Origin of the sequence: Micromonospora sp. NPDC005413 (genome assembly GCF_040606435.1) — a bacterium.
GTDB lineage: Bacteria > Actinomycetota > Actinomycetes > Mycobacteriales > Micromonosporaceae > Micromonospora.
Genome location: NZ_JBEXEV010000032.1, coordinates 59,947 through 83,552 on the forward strand (window position 1 = coordinate 59,947; position 23,606 = coordinate 83,552).

Here is a 23,606-nt window from a genome sequence, read left to right on the forward strand (position 1 = left end):
GGCCCCCGCTAGGCTGACCGCCATGACGGGCAGGGTGGCAGCGGTGAACCTCGGCGTGGTGACCGAGGCGGAGTGGGCCGGCGACGCGAGCGGTCGCAGCGGCATCGACAAACGGCCGGTGGACGCGCCGGTGCTGCTCCGCGTCGACGGAGTGGTCGGCGACTTCATCGGCGAGCGAGCCCACCACGGCGGCGAGGACCAGGCGGTCTACGCCTACGCGGAGGAGGACGCCGCCTGGTGGGCGACCGAACTGGGGCGCGACATCAGGCCCGGCGGCTTCGGCGAGAACCTCACCACGTACGCGGTCGACCTGACCGGCGCGGTGATCGGTGAGCAGTGGCAGATCGGGTCCGCCCTGCTTCAGGTGACCAAGCCGAGAACGCCGTGCACCACCTTCGCCGGCTTCTGGGGCGTACCGGATCTGATCAAGCGGTTCACCGCCCGCGCGCTGCCCGGCGCCTACCTGCGGGTGCTCCGCGAGGGGGAGGTGGGTGCGGGCGACCCGGTCGAGGTGGTGGACCGGCCCGCACACGGGGTGACCATCGGCGAGGTGTTCCGGGCGACCAGCCTGGAGCCGGAGCTGCTGCCCCGGCTGCTGGAGGCACCCGACCTGCCGGAGTCGATCCGGGAAAAGGTCCGCCGCCGGCTCGAGCGCTGACGACCGCCGAGCGGGCGCACCGGCGGGGTCGGCCTGTGCCGGTCACCGACCCGGCGCTCACCGCACCAGGACGTCCTCGATGTGGGCGGTGGTGCCGCCCCAGGCGGCCAGCGTGAGCTTCCCGCAACCGGCGCTCTCCGTCTCGGCGAACTCGCCGGCCGGGATCCCGTCCACCCGCACGGAGTAGGTCGAACCCCGCGCCGAGACCACGACGTGGCGGGTCTGCCGCAGGTCGGCGACCGGATATGAACCGCCGCCGACCCCACCGACGCCCGGTGTCGGCAGGGACGAGAACTTGGCGATGAAGGACCCGTCGGAGTCCAGGTAGAGGATGATCGCGTCGCCGGTCGCCTGGTCGTTGTCGAGGTCACCGCGGGGAAGCACGGCCAGCCCGTAGTAGTCCACCGTGCCGGCGCCGAGCCGAACGTCAAACTCGACCGTGCCGTCGCACATCATGTGGTCCCTGAGGTAGGCGCCCCACTGGCTGTCGATGCTGTCCGGAGTGTCGATCCGCAGCGCTGTTCCCTCGGCGACCAGGGTGAATGCCCCGTGTGTTCCGCCGAAGCGCTGGAAGCTGCTCGCGGCGACATACGGCGACCGTGGCGGCTTGCTCTTGCCGCTGGTCCCCTGCTGGCCGCTCGATCTCGTGGCGGAGCCCGGAGTCGTCTTCGGGCTGGTCGGCTGCCGGACCGACGCGGTCGGCGTGGGCGTGGCGCTCGCGGAGGGCGGCGCCGCCACGGTGGGGATCTGCGCCGGCACGGTCGCGGGGTCGCCCCGGGGCGGCGAGGGCTGCCCGGCCGGCAGGCGACCCTCCAGGAACGTGAAGACCGACGCCGCCACGAGGAGCAGCGCGAAGATGCCGACCACCCATCGCCCGGTCAGCTTCTGCGGTGGTTTGATCCAGTTGCCGACGACGCCGAGTGCCACTCCGAGAATAAGCAACGTCAGGGCGATGCCGTCCGTCATGCGGCACAGGGTACGGCCTGCCCGGTGTGGTGCCCTTCAACTGTCGGCTACCCGAAGCACCCACCCGGCGGGCACTGTTGGCGACCGTCCGGGTACGAGCGGAGGGGCCCCTGCGATGCCGAAGGCGGTGACAGGGGCCCCTCCGGGCGGATCAGCGGAGCCAGGGGATGTTGCGGTCCAGCAGACCGCGCTCCTTGAGCTCCTTGCGCAGCGGGATCTCGTCGTCGACGTACCCGTCCCAGTTGATGCCCCAGTAGTTGGCCGTGTGGGTGCCCTCACCGATCAGCTGGCGCTGCACCGGGGTGCGGTTGCGGTACCACTCGCCGTTCACGTCGGGGTGCAGCTCGTCCAGCGGGCGGATCCACCGGTAGGTGTAGCCGACGAAGAGCATCTTGCGGGTGATGGTCGACAGGTTCGTCGACCGCGAGTGCCACTGCCGGCGGTCGAAGATGAAGGCGTCGCCCGGGTTGGCGGTGATCTCCACCGTGCCCTCCGGGTCCGGGTTGTGCACGCTGAGGTCCTTGGGCCGGGGCAGCGAGTTCAACAGGTGACTGCCCGGGATGACCTTGGTGGCGCCGCGGCCGGTCTCGGAGAGGTCCGACAGCACGTACGCGACCTTCAGCGAGAACATCGGCCGGGGCAGGTTCGGGTCCATCGTCTCCGGGTCGGAGTTCTGCCGGTACCCGTCCTGGTGCCAACCCCAGTACGGCTTCTCCGGCTCGGCGGCCGGCGGGGTGACGTCCAGGTGGTTGTGGTGGGTGTAGATGTTCCAACCGGCCAGCCCCCACATGTACGGGAAGGCGATCGGGTGGGTGAGCAGCTCGCCGAAGAGCTCGTCGCGCTCCAGGAAGCCCAGCAGGTGCAGGGTGCCGTCCTTCTTGGTGGTGCCCTTGGCCTGCTCCTCCGCGTAGACGCGGTCGACCGCCGCCTCCAGCGCCGCCCGGTGGTCCTCCGTCAGGACGTTGCGCAGCAGGAGGAAGCCCTGCTCGTGGAACTCCTTGCGGTCAATGTCGCTGATCGGCTCGTAACCGGTCCGGTCGCCGTAATCGAACACCGCGTCGTACCCCTCCCCATGAGGTGAAACCTTTTCTGGCACAGGCCGCCGATCGTAACGCGATGGCCTTGGCATCGGGGAGGGCGTGTCGCGCGAGTGGGGTACAGCGGGACCCCGCGCAGCGGGAGAACTACGAAGAGTGAGACTTCCGTGATCAATAGGAGCTTTTACGGAATATTGTCCGATTGTGCGGTGACTGCCGGTTAAGAGATCCGGGCCGGGTCAGCCCTCGTTGAACACCTCGGCCACCACCTGACCGGCGGAGCTCTGCTGGCCGGTGACCCGACCCCAGGTGCCGTCCCTCGCGGTCCACTCCAGGTCGCCGAAGCTGACGCGCTTCACCCCGTGGTCCTGGGCGTGTGAAACCAGCCAGTGCGCGTACCGCCAGCCGTCGCGCTGGTCGCCCGGAGTCACCGCCAGCCCGGTCGGGTCGGTGGGGTCAATCCCCTTCAGGCCCCAGTCCAGCACCAGGTTGCGGGTCAGCTGCGCGGCCGCCGCCGCACCGTGCATCGCCGGGGTACGCCCCACCGTGCAAGCGACCGCACCGGTGGCGTCGCCCATCAGGGCCCGGCTGAGCACCTCGGAGTCGTCAGCCCACTTCTGGTACGCCTCAGGGAAGGCCGAGCGCTGCACCCGCTGGGCGGCGTCGGTGACGCGCATCTTCTCCCAGCCGCGCACCTTCTTGAGCGCCGCGTAGAACCGGTTGGCCGCGTAGCGCGGGTCGCGGATCTGGGCCGGGGTGCCCCAGCCCTGGCTCGGTCGCTGCTGGAACAGGCCGACCGAGTCACGGTCGCCGTCGGCGAGGTTGCGCAGCCCGGACTCCTGATAGGCGGTGGCCAGCGCGACCACCACGGCCCGCTCGGGCATTCCACGCCGTGCCCCGATCGCCGCGATGGTCGCCGCGTTGGCCATCTGGTCGGCGTCCAGCGCGACCCGGCCCTCGGCCTGCACGGTGCACTTCCGTGCTGCCAGCGGCAACTGGAGGCGGTCACCGACCTGCCGTACGACGAGCCAGATCGCGATCACGGCGACGAGGATGAGCACCACTCCACCCGCCACGGCTGCCCGAGTTCGCACTCACACCCCCAGATCGACAGTCAGACAAGCGTACGTCCCCACGCGACCCCTCCGGGCCGTCCGAGCGGTTCGGGCTCGGCTCCGCTGACGCGTACCGATTGGCGACGTTCCCGCTCTGGTCGCGATCTCACCCGGGTGGAGGGCCCGGCCTAGCCGGAATGATCGGCGGAACCTCCGTCAGGAGCGGGCACCCATTGAGCCAGTCGCTTCTCGCGGAAGGCCATGACGCCCTCGCGCCCCTCGTCGGAGAGGAAATAGCCGGTCGAGAGAGCGGCCAGCCGGGCCAGCTCGCCGCGTAGCTCGGCGGTGCCCGGCCGGCGCAGCAACTCCTTCGCGCCGGCCAACGCGCCGGGCCCGCCGCGTACCAGTGAGTCGCAGTAGCGCTGCACCGCCGCGTCCAGCTCGTCCGCCGGCACGGCGGCGGTGACCAGGCCGATCTCGGCGGCCCGCCGCCCGTCGAACGTGTCCCCGGTCAGGTACAGCTCCGCGGCGGCGCGCGGGTTCAGCCGGGGCAGTACGGTCGCCGAGATCACCGCCGGGATCACCCCGATCCGTACCTCGGTGAAGGCGAACGTCGCCTCGGCGGCGCAGACCGCCAGGTCGGCGGCGGCGATCAGGCCCAACCCGCCAGCCCGCGCCGGCCCCGCCACCCGGGCCAGCACCGGCTTCGGGCACTCCCAGAGCGCGGCGAGCACGTCACTCAGCATTCCGGCCGGCACCGTCCCGCTGGCGTACGCCATGGCGGTCTCTTTCAGGTCCGCCCCCGAGCAAAAGACCGGGCCGGTGTGGTCGAGCACGATCACTCGGACCGCCTCGTCGGCGACCGCGTCGCCCAGCCCGGCCAGCAGCTGGGTCATGAGGGCGGTGGAGAGCGCGTTGCGGTTGTCTGGGCTGTCCAGGGTGAGGGTGGTCACCCCGCGGGCCGTGGCGACCCGCACGAGGACGTCGGGAGAGGTCATGCCGGGCACACTAGTGGCCATGCCCGGCGTCCTTCCAGAAGGTGAGACCGTCCCCGTCGACGGATCGCTGCCCGCCACCGCCACCACGGCGGTCGGCGCGCGCGGCTTCGGCGTGTACGTGCACGTCCCGTTCTGCGCCAGCCGCTGCGGCTACTGCGACTTCAACACCTACACGGCGGCCGAGCTGGGCGGCGGCGCCAGCCGCGAGGGGTACGCCGACACCGTGCTGGCCGAGCTGGCACTCGCCGCCCGGGTGCTCGGCGACAGCCCACCGCCCCGGGTCGACACGGTCTTCGTCGGCGGTGGCACGCCCACCCTGCTCCCCGCCGACGACCTGGCCCGCATCCTCGACGGCATCGACCGCACCTGGGGGCTGGCCGCCGACGCCGAGGTGACCACCGAGGCCAACCCGGAATCGGTCACCCCGGAATCGTTGAAGCTGCTGCGGGCCGCCGGCTACACCCGGATCTCGCTGGGCATGCAGTCCGCCTCCCCGGGGGTGCTGGCGATCCTGGACCGCAAACACAGCGCCGGCCGGGCCACCGCCGCCGCCCTGGAGGCGCGGGACGCCGGGTTCGAGCACGTCAACCTGGACCTGATCTACGGGACACCGGGGGAGCGGGCCGAGGACTTCGCCGCCTCGCTGGACCAGGTCGTGGCCGCCGGGGTGGACCACGTCAGCGCGTACGCCCTGATCGTCGAGGACGGCACCCGGCTCGCCGCCCGGATGCGGCGCGGCGAGCTGGCGTACCCCAGTGACGACGTCGCCGCGGACCGCTACCTGGCCGCGGAGGCCGCCCTCGACGCGGCCGGCCTGTCCTGGTACGAGGTCTCCAACTGGGCCCGCACCGACGAGGCCCGATGCCGGCACAACCTGCTGTACTGGACCGGCGCGGACTGGTGGGGGCTGGGGCCGGGGGCCCACAGCCACGTCGGCGGGGTGCGCTGGTGGAACGTCAAGCACCCCTCGGCGTACGCCCAGCGGCTCGCCGCGGGAGCGTCACCCGGCCTGGCCCGGGAGGTGCTCACCGTCGACGAGGCCCACATGGAGGACGTGATGCTCCGGCTGCGGCTCGCCAGCGGCCTGCCGCTGGCGGTGCTCGACGCCACTGGCCGCGCGGGCGCCGAGCGGGCGCTGGCCGGCGGCCTGCTGGCCGCACCGGAGTACGCGGCCGGCCGGGCGGTGCTCACCCTGCGCGGCCGGCTGCTCGCCGACGCGGTCGTGCGCGACCTGCTGCCCTGAGCGGGCGCGCCGGTAGCGGTACTGCGGGCCGGCCGGGGGAGCGGCCGGCCCGGGGGTCACTTGATGAAGTTGGCCGACATCGGGTACCGGTAGGGCGTGCCCTCGTTGGCCTTCATGCCGGCGATGATCCCGAACAGGATCTGGATCACTACGACGGCGATGCTGGGCAGGAAGAGCAGGCACCAGCTCACGAAGAGCAGCACGAACGCGATGATCGACCAGAGGATCTGGAAGTTCAGGGCGGCCAGGGCGTGCGCCCGGACGGTCGGCGACTGGTTGCCGCGGGCCAGGAAGGCGATGAGCGGGGCGACGAAGCCCAGCGGACCAAAGCTGATCAGCGCGCCGAGGGCCCCGCCGAAGTGCGCGACCAGCGCCCAGGTCTTGTCCTCATTGTTGGCGTAGCCGCCGCCGGGGCCGCCGTAGGCGCCACCGGGCGGATAGCCACCGGGCGGAAAACCCCCGGGCGGGGGAAAGCCGCCGGGCGGAGGGTAGCCACCCGCCGGAGGGTAGCCACCTGACGGCGGTTGGTCACCGGTGGGCGGCGGATAGCCACCGGCCGGGGGATACCCGCCCGGGCCGGGTGCCCCGGACAGTGGTGCGGTGGGCGGCTCGGCCGAAGGGAACGAGCCCGGGGAGGTCGGCTCCGGCGGGTAGTTGCCGGGGTCACCCGCTCCGGGAGGGCGAGGAGGTTCAGTCATGGGTGCCACCGTAGGGGCCCGTGGCAACGCCGCACCAGAGCGACACCGCCCGGCAGTGTGGGCCGATCGGCCCAGCGAGGTGGCGCGGGCCGCACCGATGGACCGTCGTTGATCATCGCGCTGGCGGGTACGCCGACGTAGACTGGCACTCGCTACAGTCGAGTGCCAGGACGGCCCGGCCGGGTCACGGTGCCGGCGGCCGACGTGTGACAGGAGGTGCGGAGGATGGGTCTCGACGACCGGAAACTGGCCGTGCTCCGCGCGATCGTCGAGGACTACGTCTCCACCCAGGAGCCGGTCGGCAGCAAGGCGTTGGTCGAGCGGCACCAGCTCGGGGTCTCCCCGGCCACGGTCCGCAACGACATGGCCGTGCTGGAGGAGGAGGGCTACATCCGGCAGCCGCACACCAGTGCCGGCCGGGTGCCCACCGACCGTGGCTACCGGCTCTTCGTCGACCGGCTGTCCAGAGTCAAGCCGCTCAGCCCGGCCGAGCGCCGCGCCATCGAGCGCTTCCTGGTCGGCGCGGTCGACCTCGACGACGTGGTGCACCGCACGGTGCGGCTGCTCGCTCAGCTGACCCGGCAGGTGGCCGTCGTGCAGTACCCGAGCCTGGCCCGCTCCTCGGTGCGTCACCTGGAGCTGGTGCCGATCTCCACCACCCGGTTGATGCTCGTCATGATCGCCGACACCGGGCGTGTGGAGCAGCGGCTGGTGGAGCTGCCCGGCCCGGTGCCCGCCGAGAACGTCACCGATCTGCGTCGGCTGGTCAACGAAAAGCTCACCGGCGCCCGGCTGTCCGATACGCCGCCGCTGGTGCAGACGCTGGTCGAGGAGGCGCCGGCCGAGCTGCGTCCGACGATGACCACCCTCGCCACGGTGTTGCTGGAGACGCTGGTCGAGCGGCACGAGGAACGGATCGCGCTGGCCGGCACCGCTAACCTCACCCGGGGCGGCCTGCTCGACTTCCAGGGCTCCCTGCGGCCGATCCTCGAAGCACTGGAGGAAGAGGTCGTGCTCCTCAAGCTCATCGGTGAGACTGAGCCGAGCACGACCCGGGTGCTGATCGGCGACGAGAACGAGTTCGACAACCTGCGCGCCGCCTCGGTGGTCAGCACCGGGTACGGCCCGGGCGCCACCATCGTGGGCGGCCTGGGGGTGCTGGGGCCCACCCGGATGGACTACCCCGGCAACATCGCCACGGTGCGCGCCGTGGCACGCTACGTGGGCGAGTTGCTGGCCCAGAACTGACAGTCAGGGCCGACGGCCGGCTGCTGCCGCCGGATCGGCGCAACGCGAGACGAACATGAGGACACGGAACGCAGTGGCCAGGGACTACTACGGCATTCTCGGTGTGAGCCGGGAAGCCTCCGATGACGAGATCAAGCGCGCCTATCGCAAGCTGGCGCGCCAGTTCCACCCGGACGTCAATCCGGACCCGGAGGCTCAGGAGAAGTTCAAGGACATCAACGCCGCGTACGAGGTCCTCTCGGACGACCGAAAGCGGCAGATCGTCGACCTGGGTGGCGACCCGCTCGCCCCGGGTGGCGGCGGTGCCGGAGGCCCGGGTGGCCCCGGCGGAGCCGGCCCGTTCGTCGGTTTCCAGGACATCATGGACGCGTTCTTCGGCGGGGCGGCGGGTGGCGCCCGTGGCCCCCGCCCGCGTACCCGGCCGGGCGCCGACGCGATCCTGCGGCTCGAGCTCGACCTGCACGAGACGGCGTTCGGCGTCGAGGCGCCGATCACCGTCGACACCGCGGTCCTCTGCACCACCTGCTCCGGCGCCGGCACGGCCGCCGGCACCCACCTGGCGACCTGCGAGGCGTGCGGCGGTCGCGGCGAGGTGCAGTCGGTGCAGCGCACCTTCCTCGGCCAGGTGGTCTCCGCCCGGCCGTGCACCGTGTGCCAGGGCTACGGCACCACCATCCCGCACCCCTGCCCCACCTGCGCCGGCGACGGCCGGGTGCGCACCCGCCGCTCGCTGACCGTCAAGATCCCGGCCGGCGTCGAGGACGGCATGCGGATCCGGCTGGCCCAGCAGGGCGAGGTGGGCCCGGGTGGCGGCACCGCCGGTGACCTCTACGTGGAGATCCACGAGCGGCCGCACGACGTGTACTCCCGCAAGGGCGACGACCTGCACTGCCGCGTCACCGTGCCGATGACGGCGGCGGCGCTCGGCACCCGGCTGACCATCAAGACCCTGGACAGCGAGGAGACGGTCGACGTCAAGGCCGGCACCCAGCCGGCCAGCACGCTGCGGCTGCGCGCCCGGGGTGTGCCGCACCTGCGCGGCACCGGCCGGGGCGACCTCTACGTGCACCTGGACGTCCGGACGCCCACCAAGCTCGACCCGGACCAGGAGAAGATGCTGCGCGACTTCGCCAAGACCCGCGGTGAGGAGGTCGCCGAGCTGTCCAAGCAGGGCGGCTTCTTCTCCCGGATGCGCGACGCGTTCAACGGGCACGCCTGAGGTGTCCGCGCCGCTGTTCCTGGTCGATGCGCTGCCCACCGGCGACGCGCTGACCCTGGACGGTCCGGAGGGACACCACGCGGCGACCGTGCAGCGCCTGCGGGTCGGCGAGGAGTTGCTGCTCGCCGACGGCCGGGGTGGCACAGCCGCCACCGTGGTCACCGCCGTCGGCCGGGGCAGCCTGGACCTCACCGTCACCTCCCGGGGGTACGCGGACGCGCCCGTACCCCGGCTGGTGACCGTGCAGGGCATCGCCAAGGGCGACCGGGGTGAACTGGCCGTGCAGGCGATGACCGAGGTCGGGGTCGACGAGATCGTGCCCTGGGCGGCCGCCCGCTCGGTGACCCAGTGGCGCGGCGACCGGGGCGTACGCGCCCGGGAAAAGTGGGTGGCCACCGCTCGGGAGGCCGCCAAGCAGGCCCGCCGCCCCTGGTTGCCGGTGGTGGCCGGTGCGCCCGACGAGTCCACCGCGACGGTGGCCCGCCGGATCGCTGGTGCCGCCGCCGGGTTCGTGCTGCACGAGGAGGCCGACGAGCGGCTGACCACGGCCGAGCTGCCGGCCATCGGTGAGATCGTCCTGGTGGTCGGCCCGGAGGGTGGCATCGCCCCGGCCGAGCTGACCGCCTTCCGGGAGGCCGGCGGGCGACCGGTCCGGCTCGGCCCGGCCGTGCTGCGCACCTCCACCGCCGGCGTAGCGGCGCTCAGCGTGCTCGCCACGCGACTGCGCCGCTGGTAACCCGCCCCCCACGCCCGCGCCCCCCGCGCCCGCGTGGCCGGTGCCCTGGGCGCCGTCGATCTAGGGCAAATTGTTGCTGAAGGAGATCGACTAGCAGCGATATGCCCTAGATCGACGCGGCGTAGCGCGGGCGGCGGGGCGGGGCGGGCGGCGGCGCGGGCGGCGGGGCGGGGCGGGTGGCGGGGCGGGGCGGGGCGGCGGGGGCGTTAGGGGCGGGGGAAGACGGGGACCACGTCTTCTTCCGGGCCCAGGTCCAGGCCTGCTGGGCCGATGATCAGCGGATCGGGCGTGCCGACCACCGCGGGATCCTTGCCGGCGTAGTCGAAGCGGTGCAGCACGTGTCGCATCGCCTCGATCCGGGCCCGCTTCTTGTCGTTGCTCTTCACCACCGTCCAGGGCGCGTCGGCCGTGTCGGTCCAGAAGAACATCGCCTCCTTGGCCTCGGTGTACTCGTCCCACCGGTCGAGCGAGGCGAGGTCCATCGGCGACAGCTTCCACTGCCTGACCGGGTCGACCTGGCGGATCGCGAACCGGGTGCGCTGCTCGTTCTGGGAGACGGAGAACCAGAACTTGACCAGCCGGATGCCCGAGCGCACCAGCATCCGTTCCAGCTCCGGGGCTTGACGCAGGAACTCCAGGTACTCCTTGCGGCTGCAGAAGCCCATCACCCGCTCCACGCCGGCCCGGTTGTACCACGAGCGGTCGAACAGCACGATCTCACCGGCCGCCGGCAGGTGCGCCATCCACCGCTGGAAGTACCACTGGCCGGCTTCCCGCTCGTCCGGCTTGGCGAGCGCCACCACCGAGGCGCCGCGCGGGTTGAGGTGCTCCATGAAGCGCTTGATGGTGCCGCCCTTGCCGGCCGCGTCCCGGCCCTCGAAGACGATCACCAATCGCTCGCCGGACTCCTTGATCCAGTCCTGGAGCTTGAGGAGCTCGATCTGGAGCATCCGCTTGTCGCGGTCGTACTCGTCGCGGTCCATCCGCTCGTCGTACGGGTAGTCGTCGCGCCAGGTGTCGACGGGTGTGCCGTCGGGACGTAACAGGACGGGGTCGTCGTCGTGGTCGTCGGCCACCTGGTAGTCAGCGGTGAGGTCCAGCAGCGTGGAGTCGGCCATGTCGGTGGGACTTACCCGCCCGGGTACCGCCAGCCACCTCCCTGGCCGGGTGATTTGGCGGCCTTGCCGACGTCAGCTGCGCAGGTAGGAGGCGCCGTTGAGGTCGACGATGGTGCCGGAGGCCCACTCGGCCTCCGGTGACGCCAGCCAGTGCACCGCGGCGGCGATCTCCTCCGGCTGGGCCACCCGGTCGAACGGGCTCTGCGCCCGGATGGCCGCGCCCTGCTCGCCGCGCAGGTGCTCGGTGGTCATGTCGGTCGCCACGTAACCCGGTGCGACGGTGGCGACTGCGATGCCGTACGGCGCGAGCGCCACGGCGAGGGACTGGCCCAGCGCGTTCAGCCCCGCCTTGCTGGCGCCGTACGCAGGCTGGTCCGGCTCGCCGCGGAACGCGCCACGGGACGAGACGTTGACGATCCGCCCACCGCGGTCCCGCATGTGCTGGGCGGCGCACCAGGTGACGTTGCCGGCGCCGGTCAGGTTGGTCTCCAGCACCTGCCGCCAGCGCTTCTGCCACTGCTCGTAGGACGCGCCGAAGATCGGGTGCGGGTCGTCCCGGTCGCCGTACATCCCGGCGTTGTTGACCAGCACGTCCAGCCCGCCGAGCAGTTCGGCGGCCCCGTCGACCATGGCCCGGACCGCGTCCGGATCGGTGAGGTCGGCGCGGACCACCACGTGCCCGGCGCCGGGCAGCTGCGCGCGCAGTTCCTCGGCCGCGTCGGCGGAGTCGCGATGGTGGATCGCCACCCGGTCGCCGCTGGCCGCGAACGCTGTCGCCACCGCGCGGCCGATCCCGCGCGAGGCCCCGGTCACGAGTACTGCCCGATCCGTCATGGCGGCCATCCTGCCCCAGCCGACACCGTTGTCAGGAAGGGCCCCTTCCCTCGGTCGCAGGCGTTGACAAGGGACTCCTGTGAACAGGCCGGCGGGGGCATGCTGCGCCGGAGCGCCCCCGACCTGTTAGTCCTTACACTGCCCCGATGGGATCCGACTGCCTGTTCTGCCGCATCGTCGCCGGGGAGATCCCGGCCACCGTGGTCCGGGAGACCGCCACCACGCTCGCCTTTCGTGACATCAGCCCGAAGGCGCCGGTGCACGTCCTGGTCATTCCGAAGGAGCACTACGTCGATGTGGCCACCCTCGCCCAGGGCGACCCGGCGCTGGCCGCGGACGTGCTGGCGACGTCCGCCGCGGTGGCCGAGGACGAGGGCCTGCTCGGCGACGGTTTCCGGCTGATGTTCAACACGGGGGCGTACGGCGGGCAGGAGGTGTTCCACGTGCACGCGCACCTGCTCGGTGGTGCGCCGCTCGGCCCGATGCTCGCCCGGGACCTGGCGTGAGTGCTGAGCCGACGACCAGCCGGGCCGTGGACGAGCGGTTGGGCCGGCTGGTCCGGCGGGTGCAGGCCGATGGCCGGGTGCCGGCGGTGTCGGCGGCGCTGCACCGGGCCGACCGACCGCTCTGGAGCCTCACTGTCGGCGAGAGCGGCACCGACAGCCCGCTGGGGCCGCGTACGCAGTTCCGGATCGGCTCGGTCACCAAGACCTTCACTGCGGTGCTCACCCTCCAGTGTCGCGACGACGGGCTGCTGGACCTGGACGACCCGGTGGGCCGGCACCTGGATCTCCCCGCACACGGCGAGCTGACCGTCCGCCGGCTGCTGTCGCACACCGGTGGCCTGCAACGCGAGCCGTTCGGTGACGTCTGGGACACCCTGCGCCCGCCGGACGCCGACCAACTGCTCGCGGAGCTGAACCGGGCCGAGCGGGTGCTGCCGACCGGTCGCCGGTTCCACTACTCGAACCTGGGCATGGCCCTGCTCGGTCAACTGGTCGTCCGGCTGCGTGGTGGCAGTTGGGCGCAGGTGCTCGCCGAGCGGGTGCTCACGCCACTGGGGCTCACCGACACCGCCGTGACCCCTCGGCCGGCGGCGGCCACCGGCTTCCTGGTCGACGCGTACTCCGACGAGGCGCACCCGGAGCCGCCGACCGACTTCGGTGCGGTCGGCCCAGCTGCCCAGCTCTGGAGCACAGCGACGGACATGGCCCGCTGGGCGGCGTTCCTGGCCGACCCGACAGCGCTCGACCCGGCCGGCGCGGTGCTCGCTCCGGGCACCCTGGACGAGATGCGCTGGCCCCTGACCACCACCGACGAGACGCTCTGGGGCGCCGGCTTCGGGCTGGGGCTGATCCTGATTCCGCAGGGCGAGCGGGTGATGCACGTGGGGCACGACGGGGCGATGCCCGGTTTCCTCGCCGCGCTGTACGGCCGGCGGGGCGGCGACGGCACGGCCGGCGCGATGGGCGCCGCGGTGCTCGGCTCGTCCGGTACGGCGGCCGAGCTGTTCGACCTGCCGCACCGGCTGCTCGCCGCGGCGGTCGAGCACGACCCGGCCGAGATCGAGCCCTGGCGGCCCGGCGCGCCCGCACCGGCGGCCCTGCGGGGTGTGCTCGGCCGCTGGTGGGGCGAGGGTTTCGAGTACGTCTTCTCCTGGCACGCCGGCGCTCTGCAGGCGCGTGGGGCCGGTGACCCGGCGGGACGCCCGCCGGCGATCTTCGCTGCTCTGCCGGACCAGCCGGACGTGTTCCGCGTGGTCTCCGGGCGGGAGGCCGGTGAGCTGCTGCGGCTGACCCGGGACGAGGCCGGTGCCGTGGTCGGGATGCACTGGGCGACGTACCGGTTCACCCGCCACCAGGAGACCTTCGACCGGTACGACTTCCGGGCCGGGAGTTGATCGCGGCCAGCGGAAATGGGCGCGATGCGGCCCGCGTTGAACCGATACGATGGGTGTAACGTCCGCACGCCGTGCCAGCAGGGCCGGCGCCGAGATCGAGAGCAGGTGGCGCAGGGCCCTTCGGCCCGACCTATGACCGGCACACCACCTCCCGGCCCGCCCCGGGTGCAGACCAGGATCACCGTGCCCGACTCGAAGATCATGGTCAATCTGCTCGGCGCAGGCGACGAGATCCTACGACTCGTCGAACGTTCGGTCAGCAGTGACGTGCACGTCCGCGGCAACGAGATCACCATCACCGGTGACCCCGCGGACAACGCCCTCGCCGAGCGGGTCTTCAGTGAGCTGCTCGAACTCATCGAGAAAGGCGAGACCCTGACCACTGACGCCGTCCGGCGTACCGTCGGCATGCTCGAGCAGGGCAGCGCCGAGCGGCCCGCCGAGGTTCTGACCCTCAACATCCTCTCCCGCCGCGGGCGCACCATCCGCCCCAAGACGCTCGGGCAGAAGCGGTACGTCGACGCGATCGACTCGAACACCATCGTCTTCGGCATCGGCCCCGCCGGCACCGGTAAGACCTACCTGGCGATGGCGAAGGCCGTCCAGGCGTTGCAGGCCAAGCAGGTCAACCGGATCATCCTGACCCGGCCGGCGGTGGAGGCGGGTGAGCGACTGGGCTTCCTGCCCGGCACGCTCAACGAGAAGATCGACCCGTACCTGCGCCCGCTCTACGACGCGCTGCACGACATGCTCGACCCGGAGACCATCCCGAAGCTGATGGCCGCGGGAACGATCGAGGTGGCGCCACTGGCGTACATGAGGGGCAGGACGCTGAACGACGCGTTCATCATTCTGGACGAGGCGCAGAACACGACGCCCGAGCAGATGAAGATGTTCCTCACCCGGCTCGGCTTCAACTCCAAGATCGTCGTGACCGGTGACGTCACCCAGGTGGACCTTCCCGGTGGGACGAGCAGCGGGCTGCGCGTTGTCCGGGAGATCCTGGACAACGTCGAAGACGTGCACTTCTCCGAGTTGTCCAGCTCCGACGTGGTCCGCCACCAACTGGTCGGGGAGATCGTCGACGCGTACGCCCGCTGGGACGCCGAGCGGGAAAATCAGCAGGCGCAGGGCGTTCACGCCGTGCCCGGGCGACCCGCCCAGGGTGGCCGTGCCGGCCGCCGCCGCTAAAGCAGAGGAAAGCTGTTGTCCATCGAGATCGCCAATGAGTCCGGTGTTGAGGTCGACACTGACGCCGTGCTCGCCGTCGCCCGGCACGCCCTCGACGAGATGGGGGTCAACCCCCTCGCCGAGTTGTCCGTGCTGTTGGTCGACATCGACTACATGACCGAGCTGAACCACCGCTGGATGGGTGGCGACGGCCCGACCGACGTGCTCGCCTTCCCCATGGACGAGGGGAGCGTCGACCACGGCCCGGGCGAGTCCGCACCGGCCGGCGGCGAGCCGGCCCTACTCGGCGACATCGTGCTCTGCCCCGAGGTCGCGGCCAAGCAGGCGGTGACCGCCGAGCACGCGCCGGCCGACGAGCTGCACCTGCTCACCGTGCACGGGGTGCTGCACCTGCTCGGCTATGACCACGCCGAGCCGGAGGAGGAGCGGGAGATGTTCGCGCTCCAGGCCCGGCTGCTGGCGAGCTGGCGGTCGACCCGTACCCCGTGATGTCTACCCCTCCGTTACTCGCGGCCGGCCCCACCGCCGGCCTTCCCGACCTGCAGCTGATCTTCTTCGCGGCCGGCCTGGTGGTGTTGGCCGGTCTGATCGCCATGACCGAGGCGGCGCTCGCCGCGGTCTCGCCAGCCCGAGCCGCCGAACTCACCCGCGACGGCGTGCGCGGCGCCCGTACCCTCCAGGTCGTGGCCGGTGACGTGGTCCGGCACCTCAACCTGCTCCTGCTGTTGCGGCTGCTCGCCGAGCTGACCGCCACCACACTGGTGGCGCTGGTCGCGGTGGACAGCTTCGGCGCCGGCTGGCGGGCCGCGCTGGTGACCGCCGGCGCGATGACCGTGGTCAGCTTCGTGGTGGTCGGCGTCGCTCCGCGCACCATCGGCCGGCAGCACGCGTACGCCGTGGGTCGTGCGGTGGCGCCGCTGGTGCGCTGGCTGGGCCGGGCGCTCAACCCGCTCGCGTCGCTGCTGATCCTGATCGGCAACGCGGTCACCCCGGGGCGCGGCTTCCGAGAGGGGCCGTTCGCCACCCAGGTGGAGTTGCGTGAGCTGGTCGATCTGGCCGAGCAGCGTGGCGTGGTCGAGCATGGCGAGCGTCAGATGATCCACTCGGTCTTCGCGCTCGGTGACACCATCGCCCGCGAGGTGATGGTGCCGCGTACGGAAATGGTGTGGATCGAGGAGGGCAAGACGCTCGCGCAGGCGCTGGCGCTCTTCCTGCGTTCCGGTTTCTCCCGCATTCCGGTGATCGGCGAGAGCGTCGACGACGTGCTGGGTGTGCTCTACCTCAAGGACCTGATCCGGCGCTCCCGCGGCGGTGATCCGGAGGCCGAGCAGTTGCCGGTGGCCGAGCTGATGCGCCCGGCGACCTTCGTGCCGGAGTCCAAGCCGGTCGACGACCTGCTGTCGGAGATGCAGGCGGCCCGCAACCACCTGGTCATCGTGGTCGACGAGTACGGCGGCACCGGCGGTCTGGTCACCATCGAGGACATCCTGGAGGAAATCGTCGGTGAGATCACCGACGAGTACGATGTCGAACGCCCGCCCGTCGAACGTCTGGCGGACTCCTCGGTGCGGGTGACCGCCCGCCTGCCGGTGGAGAATCTGGGCGAGATGTTCGACACCGATCTGCCCACCGACGAGGTGGAGACGGTCGGTGGCCTGCTCGCCCAGTCGCTGGGGCGGGTGCCGATCCCCGGCGCCGAGGCCGAGGTCGCTGGCCTCCGGCTGGTCGCCGAGGGCACCACCGGCCGGCGCAACCGGATCGACACCGTCCTGGTCAGCCGGGTGGAGTCGGGCCATGAGCAGGACACCGCGGGGCGCGGCGAGCACGCCGGCCCCGGGGACGACACGGACAACTATCGAGACGACGAGAGGCAATCTGCCGATGCCTGACACACCCGCCGCGCCCGCCGCCCGGCCCGCACCCACCGCTCCGGCCCCGCTGAGTGCCGAGGACGGCAAGCTCGTCGTCCTGGCCCGGGGAGCCCGCGGACGGGTCGGCGCAGTGGAGGGCGCCGCGGTCCGGGATCAGGACGGCCGGACGTACGCGGCGGCCAGTGTCGCGCTGCCCTCGCTGACTCTCACCGCGTTGCAGCTGGCGGTCGCGTCGGCCGTGGCGGCCGGTGCGAGCCGGTTGGAGGCCGCGGTGGTGGTGACCGAGGCGTCGACGCTGGACGGCGCCGGTCACGCCGCGGTGCGTGACCTCGCGGTGGATGCGCCCATCCACGTGGCCGCTCCGGACGGCACGGTCCTCGGCACGGTGACCCAGTGAGCCCCGTGCAGGACCCGGAGGCGCGGCCGTACCGGGCCGGGTTCGGCTGCTTCGTCGGCCGGCCCAACGCCGGCAAGTCGACGCTGACCAACGCCATCGTCGGCACCAAGATCGCGATCACCTCGAACAAGCCGCAGACCACCCGGCACGTCATCCGGGCCGTGCTGCACCGGCCGGAGTCGCAGCTGGTTCTGGTCGACACGCCGGGCCTGCACCGCCCCCGTACGCTGCTCGGCGAGCGCCTCAACGACCTGGTCCGGTCCACCTGGACGGAGGTCGACGTGATCGGCCTGTGCATTCCGGCCGACGAGCCGGTCGGGCGCGGTGACCGGTTCATCACCGGCGAGTTGGCCGAGTTGAAGGCGACCGTCCTGGCGGTGGTCACCAAGACCGACCTGGTGGACAAGCGTCGCCTGGCGGAGCAGCTGCTCGCGGTCAGCAAGATGGGCGAGTTCGCCGAGATCGTGCCGGTGAGCGCGGTTTCCGGGCACCAGGTGGACACGCTGGTCGACGTGATGACGGGCTACCTGCCGCCGTCGCCGCAGCTCTACCCGGACGACATGCTGACCGACGATCCCGAGCAGGTGCTGGTCGCGGAGCTGATCCGGGAGGCCGCCTTGGAGGGGGTCCGGGACGAGCTGCCGCACTCCATCGCGGTGATCGTGGAGGAGATGATCCCCGAGGGTCAGGTCATGAAGATCTACGCCGACCTGTACGTGGAACGGCCCAGCCAGAAGGCGATCGTGCTCGGTCACAAGGCGAGCCGGCTCAAGGAGGTTGGCACCAACGCCCGCCGGCAGATCGAGGAGTTGCTCGGCACCCGGGTCTATCTCGACCTGCACGTGCGGGTCGCGAAGGACTGGCAGCGCGACCCGAAGCAGTTGCGCAAGCTGGGCTTCTGACCCACCCCGCCGAAGCGGCTGTGCGACCGTCGCATGATCACATTCGGTCGGGCAGATGGGATGATTCACCTTCGGCCGGGGTCGTGGCCGTTTGGTGTGGGCGACGCGCAGGGTAGGGAGGGTACGCCCCGCGTCCCCGACCCAGATGCAGGCTGATGCGCAACAGGTATCTCGATCTGCTCCGTTTCCTGGCCATCGTCCGAGTGATCGTCTACCACGTCACCGGGTGGGCGACCCTCACCCTCGTCTTCCCTGCCATGTCGGTGATGTTCGCGTTGGCCGGTTCGTTGATGGCCGCGTCGCTGACCCGCTCCGGGCCGGCGGCGGTCGGGCGTCGACTGCGTCGGCTGCTGCCGTCGCTGTGGGTGCTCGCGGCGGTCTTCGTGCCGGCCATGCTGCTCACCGGGTTGCCGTTGACCCCCCGGGTGCTGCTGTGGTTGTTCCCGATCGCCGACCCGCCGGCCAACCACTGGGGTGCCCTGGCGCTGAGCATCATCTGGTACCTGCGCGACTACCTGTGGTTCGTGCTCGCCTCACCGGTCGCGTTCTGGCTGTTCCGGCGTGCCCCGCTGCTCACCGTGCTCGCCCCGTACCTCCTGCTGGTGGCGATCGAGGTGGGGATCTACCCGGCGCCGCCGGTGCTGCGCGAGTTCGGGCTCTACTTCGGCGCGTGGATGCTCGGCTTCGCCCATCACGCCGGGATGCTGCGCCGGCTCTCCGGCCGGGTGCTGTACCCGTTGGCGCTCGCACTCGCGGTGGGCGGCGGCGCCTGGCTCGTCGGGCATCCCGGTCCACGCGGGTACGACCTGAACGACAACCACCTGGGCAACGCCCTCTGGTCGGCCGCGTTCATCCTGATCGTGCTGGGTCGGGCGCCGTCCGGGTTGGCCTGGCTGGGCCGAAGCCGGCTGGCGGACCGGGCGGTGACCGTGGTCAACCGGCGGGCGCTCACGGTCTACCTCTGGCACATGCCGTTCGTGGTGGCGCTCACTCCGCTGGTCGACGTGGTGGGTTGGTCCCATCAGGACCCGGTGGGGTTGGCCATCCGGGTGTTGCTGGTCTTCGCGCTGGTCGGGCTGGTCACCCTGGCCGTCGGCTGGGTCGAGGACGTCGCCGCCCGCCGCCGCCCGGAGTTGATCCCCGGCGGCCCGGTGCGGTCCCCCGAGCCGGCCAACCGGTCCGACACCGAGCGGCGCGGCCGTCCCGACAAGGAGCCGCTGGGTGAGCCGGCCGGGGCCACCGTCGGGCGGGCGGTGGTGCCGGCGCAGCGGGCGCCCGCCGTGGTGGCCAGCAGCGAGGTCAGCGCTGGCTGATCGTGACGTTGCCGCTGCCGGCCGAGCCGTCGAGCACGTCGGTCGCGGTGGGGTCGTCCGTGACGGTGATCCGCGCGTCGCCGGAACCGGTGCTGGAGCGCACCTTGTACCTGCCTGCCGGCACCAGCATCGTGACATCGCCGCTGGAGGCATGTGCCCGGGCCGAGGCAGGTTTGTCCAGCTCGACGGTGACATTGCCCGAGCCGGCCTCGGCGTCGACCGCGCCGCCCAGTCGGCGCGCGGTGACATCCCCGGACCCGGCGCGGAGGCGGACCGCCCCGCTGGCCTCGCTCACCTCGATGTTGCCGGAGCCGGTCTCGACACCGACCGCGCCGGAGGCCCCGCTGATCCGTACGTCGCCAGAGCCCAGCCGCAGATCCACCGCGCCGACCCGGCTCAGCTCGACGTCGCCGGAGCCGGACTCGCCCTGTAGCGTCACGCCCTCCGGCACGGCCACCTCGTAGGAGATGCTGCACCGGTCGCCGCAGTCGGTGTCCAGCACCAGCTCACTGCCCTTGATCTCGTACCGGGCTTCGGGTTGACCGCCCTGGTAGCGCACCACCCGCTTGATGCGCGCCTCGCCGGCCGTGCCGCTGCCCCGGACGATCACGTCCCCCGCACCCGGCAGCACCTTGATGCTGGTGATCTTCACCGCTTCGGTGTCGTCGTAGTCGAGCCGGCGCATGGCCAGGTTGTCGCACCCCGCGAGCAGGATGAGGGTGGTGGCCAGGCCCAGGGCGACGGGGGCGGCGGCGCGACGACGGACAGCGTCGGTGGTCAGGTGCAATGCCATGGCCAGCACGCTACGGCCGGCGACGAGTCGGGCGCATCGGGGTTCGTCCGCGCATCCACCCCGAACCAACCCTGATTTCACACCCCGAGGGAGAATGGCCCGATGGCCGGGTATCGCCGACAGCTCTACCGCGACGACGCGGTGGTGCTGCGTGTGCAGAAGCTCGGCGAGTCCGACCGGATCATCACCCTGCTCACCCGCCGGCACGGCCGGCTGCGCGCGGTGGCCCGGGGAATCCGCCGCACCATGAGCAAGTTCGGCGCCCGGCTGGAGCCGTTCGGCCACGTCGACGTCCAGCTCGCCGGTGACCCGAAGGGCAACCACGGCAGCTCGCTGCACACCGTGAGCCAGGTCGAGGGCATCGACCTGTACGGCAAGCGGTTCCTGGGGGACTATCCGCGCTACACGGCGGCCAGTGCGATCGCCGAGACCGCCGAGCGGCTGACGCCGGTGGAGCGGGAGCCGTCGCTGCGGCTGTTCCAGCTCACCGTGGGCGCGCTGAAGGCGCTGTCCCGAGGCGAGCACGCCACCACCCTGGTGCTCGACGCGTACCTGCTGCGCGGGATGTCTCTCGCGGGCTGGGCGCCGGCCCTGATCGCCTGCGCGGTCTGCGGCACCCCCGGGCGGCACCGGGCGTTCTCCGTGCCAGCCGGCGGCGCGGTCTGCCCGGATTGTCGGCCACCCGGCGCGGCCCACCCCGCGCCGGCCACCATCGACCTGATGTCCGCGTTGACCACCGGCGACTGGGTGGTCGCCGACGCCACCGAGTCCGGCGTACGCCGGGAGTGCAGTGGGCTGGTCGCGGCTCACCTGCAGTGGCACCTGGAGCGCGCGCTACGCTCGCTGCCGCTGGTCGACCGGGGTCCCTCGGCGGCCGGCCCGGCCTCGCCGCCGGATGGCACCGGGGCCGTGGTGCTCCGGCCACGCGGCGACGTCGAGGCCGGGGCGGACGGCGCGAACAGGGAGTGACCGAGTGATCCGATCGAAGAAGGCCGGTCGGCGCGAGCCGACCCCGCCGGTGCCACACCCGTCCGGGGCCCGACCGCCGGCGCTGCCCACCGAGGCGGTGCCGAGGCACGTGGCGGTGGTGATGGACGGCAACGGCCGCTGGGCCAAGGACCGCGGGCTGCCCCGCACCAAGGGGCACGAGGCGGGGGAGCACAGCCTCTTCGACACCATCGAGGGCGCCATCGAGATGGGCATCCCGTACCTGTCGGCGTACGCGTTCTCCACGGAGAACTGGCGGCGCTCACCCGACGAGGTCCGGTTCCTGATGGGGTTCAACCGGGACGTGATCCGTCGTCGCCGCGACCAGTTGGTCGACCTCGGCGTCCGAGTGGTCTGGTCGGGCCGGCCCGGGCGGTTGTGGAAGAGCGTCATCTCCGAGTTGCAGACCGCCGAGGAGATGTCCCGCGACAACTCGACGCTGACCCTGCAGTTCTGCGTCAACTACGGCGGGCAGGCCGAGATCGGTGACGCCGCCGCAGCGATCGCCCGTGACGTGGCGGCCGGCCGGCTGGACCCGGCGAAGGTCAACGAGAAGACCGTGGCGAAGTACCTCTACCACCCGGAGATCCCGGAGGTGGACCTGTTCCTGCGCCCCTCCGGGGAGGAGCGGATCTCCAACTTCCTGCTCTGGCAGGCGGCGTACGCCGAGTTGGTCTTCCTGGACACGCTCTGGCCCGATTTCGATCGCCGCCACCTCTGGTACGCGTGCGAGCTGTACGCGCAGCGGGACCGACGCTTCGGCGGCGCGCTGCCCAACCCGGTCGCCCCGGTGCTCTGAGCCAACGCGCTTATCCTCACGTCACGGTGGGTATCAGAGATGTCAGAAGCCACTGACGGAGGTGAACCCACATGATCCAGAAGCGCATTGCCCAGTGGGCGGTGATGGCGGTCGCGGTGCCACTGGCGGCCGCTGGCGCTCGCCGGCTCAGCCACACCCTGGAGACCCGGCGTGGTCCCTCCGGGGCGACCCGGCTGCTGACCAAGGGCGCGGACCTGATGCGCCCCCAGAAGGCCAAGCGCCGCCGCTTCTTCTGACCCCGACCCTCAGGCGCCGCCCGCACCCGTGCGGGCGGCGCCTCCCTGTGTCCACCCACCCACCCCCAGGCCCCACCTGACCCGGTTGATCATGGAGTTGTGGTGGCCGATTCAGACGCTTTCGCGACTTGTGCTCCCCACCACAACTCCATGATCGACGCGTCCGGGTTGACGGCGCTGCGGTGCCGCCAGCCCCCGTGGAGGGCGGGTGGGTGCGGTGGTTTTGAGGTTCTGTGGAAGGGGGGCCGGTAGGGTCCGGAGGTGGCGGGACTCGGCGGTTGGGGTGGATATGCGGGATCTTCGGTACAAGATGATCATGGCGTTGAGCGCCGCCGATCTGGGCGACCCGATGTGCGAGCAGGTGGCCGACATTTGCGCCGAGATTGCCGAGCAGCACTGCGCCGAGTTCGGCCACACGCCGCAGTTGCGTACCGGCGAGATCGCCGAGTTGGCCACCGGCGAACCGGCCCTGACCTGGGCGCCGACGACCCCCGACGCCGGGCAGCGTGCCTGGTGACCGCACCCGCACGCGCGGTCGACGTACGCCGCGCCGAAGACCGCTTCGCCACCCGGATCTCCTGGCTGGACTCCAAGCACTCGTTCTCGTTCTCGCGGCACTACGACCCGGCCAACACCCACCACGGTCTGCTGCTGGTGAACAACGATGACGTGGTGCGCCCGGGCGCCGGCTTCGAGACCCACCCGCACCAGGACATGGAGATCATCACCTGGGTGCTGCGCGGCTCCCTGGTGCACCAGGACTCCACCGGGCACTCCGGGGTGATCTACCCGGGCCTGGCCCAGCGGATGAGCGCCGGCACCGGCATCCTGCACTCGGAGAAGAACGACGCCTGGCGACTCAACAATCAGGAGCCGCACACCGACCCGGTCCACTTCGTGCAGATGTGGGTGCTTCCCGACGAGCAGGGCGTCGACCCCGGCTACGAGCAGCTGGAGATCGAGGACGAGCTGCTGCGGGGCGGCCTGGTGCCGATCGCCTCCGGGATGGACCGGTACGACGGCGCGTCGGCCATCCGGATCCGCAACCAGTACGCCACCCTGCACGCCGCCCGACTCGCCCCCGGCGACGAGGTCACCATCCCGGACGCGCCCTTCGTGCACCTGTACGTGCCCAACGGCACGGTGACCCTGGAGGACAGCGGCCCGCTCGGCACCGGCGACGCGGCACGGCTCACGATGACCGGCGGTCGCCGAGTCACCGCCGCCGAGCCAGCCGAGATCCTCGTCTGGGAAATGCACGCCACAGCCGCCTAACCACCCACCCCGAGCCCCACCACCCCACCCCCGCCCTCGCCCCCACCCCCGCCTTCGTGTGCGGTCACCAGCGCGCCCACCGTCTCGGGCCGCAGCAGTGGCACGTCTCCG

At 71.8% G+C, this 23,606-nt stretch carries 26 protein-coding genes; 18 read left to right on the top strand and 8 right to left on the bottom strand.

The window, feature by feature from the left end:
* Positions 1 to 22: 22 nt before the first annotated feature.
* Positions 23 to 658: an MOSC domain-containing protein gene (locus ABZS37_RS26345; RefSeq protein WP_355173173.1), complete on the top strand. Its 636-nt coding sequence runs from the start codon at positions 23 to 25 to the stop codon at positions 656 to 658.
* Between the two features lie 57 nt (positions 659 to 715).
* Here ABZS37_RS26345 and ABZS37_RS26350 read toward each other — a convergent pair whose 3' ends face one another.
* From ABZS37_RS26350 to ABZS37_RS26365, 4 genes are all read right to left on the bottom strand, one after another.
* Positions 716 to 1,624: a hypothetical protein gene (locus ABZS37_RS26350; protein WP_355173175.1), complete on the bottom strand. Its 909-nt coding sequence runs from the start codon at positions 1,622 to 1,624 to the stop codon at positions 716 to 718.
* Between the two features lie 151 nt (positions 1,625 to 1,775).
* Positions 1,776 to 2,678 (bottom strand): phytanoyl-CoA dioxygenase family protein, encoded by a 903-nt coding sequence (locus ABZS37_RS26355; protein WP_355173177.1) that lies wholly within the window; start codon positions 2,676 to 2,678, stop codon positions 1,776 to 1,778.
* Between the two features lie 222 nt (positions 2,679 to 2,900).
* Positions 2,901 to 3,755, bottom strand: a complete 855-nt coding sequence (locus tag ABZS37_RS26360; protein ID WP_355173179.1) for a hypothetical protein — start codon at positions 3,753 to 3,755, stop codon at positions 2,901 to 2,903.
* Positions 3,756 to 3,904: 149 nt separating this feature from the next.
* Positions 3,905 to 4,714: an enoyl-CoA hydratase-related protein gene (locus tag ABZS37_RS26365; RefSeq protein WP_355173181.1), complete on the bottom strand. Its 810-nt coding sequence runs from the start codon at positions 4,712 to 4,714 to the stop codon at positions 3,905 to 3,907.
* 19 nt (positions 4,715 to 4,733) lie between these two features.
* On the opposite strand from ABZS37_RS26365, the gene hemW reads away from it, so the two are divergent.
* On the top strand, positions 4,734 to 5,957 hold the full coding sequence (gene hemW, locus ABZS37_RS26370; RefSeq protein ID WP_355173215.1) for a radical SAM family heme chaperone HemW: 1,224 nt from the start codon (positions 4,734 to 4,736) through the stop codon (positions 5,955 to 5,957).
* A 56-nt stretch (positions 5,958 to 6,013) separates the two neighbouring features.
* On the opposite strand, the gene ABZS37_RS26375 is transcribed toward hemW, so the two are convergent.
* Positions 6,014 to 6,655: a DUF4870 domain-containing protein gene (locus ABZS37_RS26375; protein WP_355173183.1), complete on the bottom strand. Its 642-nt coding sequence runs from the start codon at positions 6,653 to 6,655 to the stop codon at positions 6,014 to 6,016.
* A 225-nt stretch (positions 6,656 to 6,880) separates the two neighbouring features.
* Between ABZS37_RS26375 and hrcA the strand changes: the two genes are divergently transcribed.
* From hrcA to ABZS37_RS26390, 3 genes are all read left to right on the top strand, one after another.
* Complete coding sequence (gene hrcA / locus ABZS37_RS26380) at positions 6,881 to 7,903, top strand: heat-inducible transcriptional repressor HrcA (protein WP_355173185.1); 1,023 nt, start codon at positions 6,881 to 6,883, stop codon at positions 7,901 to 7,903.
* A gap of 73 nt (positions 7,904 to 7,976) precedes the next feature.
* Complete coding sequence (gene dnaJ, locus ABZS37_RS26385) at positions 7,977 to 9,122, top strand: molecular chaperone DnaJ (RefSeq protein ID WP_192580165.1); 1,146 nt, start codon at positions 7,977 to 7,979, stop codon at positions 9,120 to 9,122.
* 1 nt (position 9,123) lies between these two features.
* Entirely contained in the window at positions 9,124 to 9,858 is a 735-nt protein-coding gene (locus ABZS37_RS26390) for a 16S rRNA (uracil(1498)-N(3))-methyltransferase (protein ID WP_355173187.1), read from the top strand.
* Between the two features lie 206 nt (positions 9,859 to 10,064).
* On the opposite strand, the gene ppk2 is transcribed toward ABZS37_RS26390, so the two are convergent.
* Together ppk2 and ABZS37_RS26400 are read right to left on the bottom strand one after the other, a co-directional pair.
* Entirely contained in the window at positions 10,065 to 10,976 is a 912-nt protein-coding gene (gene ppk2 / locus ABZS37_RS26395) for a polyphosphate kinase 2 (RefSeq protein ID WP_355173189.1), read from the bottom strand.
* Between the two features lie 72 nt (positions 10,977 to 11,048).
* A complete protein-coding gene (locus ABZS37_RS26400; RefSeq protein WP_355173191.1) occupies positions 11,049 to 11,810 on the bottom strand; it encodes an SDR family oxidoreductase in 762 nt (253 codons plus the stop codon).
* A gap of 146 nt (positions 11,811 to 11,956) precedes the next feature.
* Between ABZS37_RS26400 and ABZS37_RS26405 the strand changes: the two genes are divergently transcribed.
* The 8 genes from ABZS37_RS26405 (at position 11,957) to ABZS37_RS26440 (ending at position 19,384) form a co-directional block, all read left to right on the top strand.
* Complete coding sequence (locus tag ABZS37_RS26405; RefSeq protein ID WP_355173193.1) at positions 11,957 to 12,316, top strand: histidine triad nucleotide-binding protein; 360 nt, start codon at positions 11,957 to 11,959, stop codon at positions 12,314 to 12,316.
* On the top strand, positions 12,313 to 13,710 hold the full coding sequence (locus tag ABZS37_RS26410; RefSeq protein WP_355173195.1) for a serine hydrolase domain-containing protein: 1,398 nt from the start codon (positions 12,313 to 12,315) through the stop codon (positions 13,708 to 13,710). Before ABZS37_RS26405 ends, ABZS37_RS26410 begins: the two co-directional genes overlap by 4 nt.
* 132 nt (positions 13,711 to 13,842) lie before the next feature.
* The gene (locus tag ABZS37_RS26415; RefSeq protein ID WP_355173197.1) at positions 13,843 to 14,901 is read left to right on the top strand and encodes a PhoH family protein; all 1,059 of its coding nucleotides are present in this window, start codon (positions 13,843 to 13,845) and stop codon (positions 14,899 to 14,901) included.
* Positions 14,902 to 14,916: 15 nt separating this feature from the next.
* Positions 14,917 to 15,390 carry an rRNA maturation RNase YbeY gene (ybeY, locus tag ABZS37_RS26420; RefSeq protein ID WP_354997180.1) on the top strand — a complete coding sequence of 158 codons (474 nt, stop codon included), beginning with the start codon at positions 14,917 to 14,919 and terminating at the stop codon, positions 15,388 to 15,390.
* Positions 15,366 to 16,790 carry a hemolysin family protein gene (locus ABZS37_RS26425; protein ID WP_355173217.1) on the top strand — a complete coding sequence of 475 codons (1,425 nt, stop codon included), beginning with the start codon at positions 15,366 to 15,368 and terminating at the stop codon, positions 16,788 to 16,790. Before ybeY ends, ABZS37_RS26425 begins: the two co-directional genes overlap by 25 nt.
* A complete protein-coding gene (locus ABZS37_RS26430; protein ID WP_354997179.1) occupies positions 16,783 to 17,169 on the top strand; it encodes a cytidine deaminase in 387 nt (128 codons plus the stop codon). The genes ABZS37_RS26425 and ABZS37_RS26430 overlap by 8 nt, the downstream gene beginning before the upstream one ends.
* Positions 17,166 to 18,071, top strand: a complete 906-nt coding sequence (era, locus tag ABZS37_RS26435) for a GTPase Era (protein ID WP_354997178.1) — start codon at positions 17,166 to 17,168, stop codon at positions 18,069 to 18,071. Before ABZS37_RS26430 ends, era begins: the two co-directional genes overlap by 4 nt.
* Before the next feature lie 155 nt (positions 18,072 to 18,226).
* Entirely contained in the window at positions 18,227 to 19,384 is a 1,158-nt protein-coding gene (locus tag ABZS37_RS26440) for an acyltransferase (RefSeq protein ID WP_355173199.1), read from the top strand.
* Here ABZS37_RS26440 and ABZS37_RS26445 read toward each other — a convergent pair.
* Positions 19,371 to 20,177, bottom strand: coding sequence for a DUF4097 family beta strand repeat-containing protein (locus ABZS37_RS26445; RefSeq protein ID WP_355173201.1), 807 nt, complete (start codon positions 20,175 to 20,177; stop codon positions 19,371 to 19,373). The two genes, ABZS37_RS26440 and ABZS37_RS26445, sit on opposite strands and share 14 nt — an antisense overlap.
* A gap of 102 nt (positions 20,178 to 20,279) precedes the next feature.
* Here ABZS37_RS26445 and recO point away from each other — a divergent pair, with 102 nt between their 5' ends.
* From recO to ABZS37_RS26470, 5 genes are all read left to right on the top strand, one after another.
* A complete protein-coding gene (gene recO, locus ABZS37_RS26450; protein WP_355173203.1) occupies positions 20,280 to 21,146 on the top strand; it encodes a DNA repair protein RecO in 867 nt (288 codons plus the stop codon).
* 4 nt (positions 21,147 to 21,150) lie between these two features.
* Positions 21,151 to 21,963, top strand: coding sequence for an isoprenyl transferase (locus ABZS37_RS26455; protein ID WP_355173205.1), 813 nt, complete (start codon positions 21,151 to 21,153; stop codon positions 21,961 to 21,963).
* Positions 21,964 to 22,034: 71 nt separating this feature from the next.
* Positions 22,035 to 22,220: a hypothetical protein gene (locus ABZS37_RS26460; RefSeq protein WP_354997173.1), complete on the top strand. Its 186-nt coding sequence runs from the start codon at positions 22,035 to 22,037 to the stop codon at positions 22,218 to 22,220.
* A gap of 316 nt (positions 22,221 to 22,536) precedes the next feature.
* The gene (locus ABZS37_RS26465) at positions 22,537 to 22,737 is read left to right on the top strand and encodes a thioredoxin reductase (RefSeq protein WP_355173207.1); all 201 of its coding nucleotides are present in this window, start codon (positions 22,537 to 22,539) and stop codon (positions 22,735 to 22,737) included.
* Complete coding sequence (locus tag ABZS37_RS26470) at positions 22,734 to 23,495, top strand: pirin family protein (protein ID WP_355173209.1); 762 nt, start codon at positions 22,734 to 22,736, stop codon at positions 23,493 to 23,495. The genes ABZS37_RS26465 and ABZS37_RS26470 overlap by 4 nt, the downstream gene beginning before the upstream one ends.
* Positions 23,496 to 23,606 lie beyond the last annotated feature (111 nt).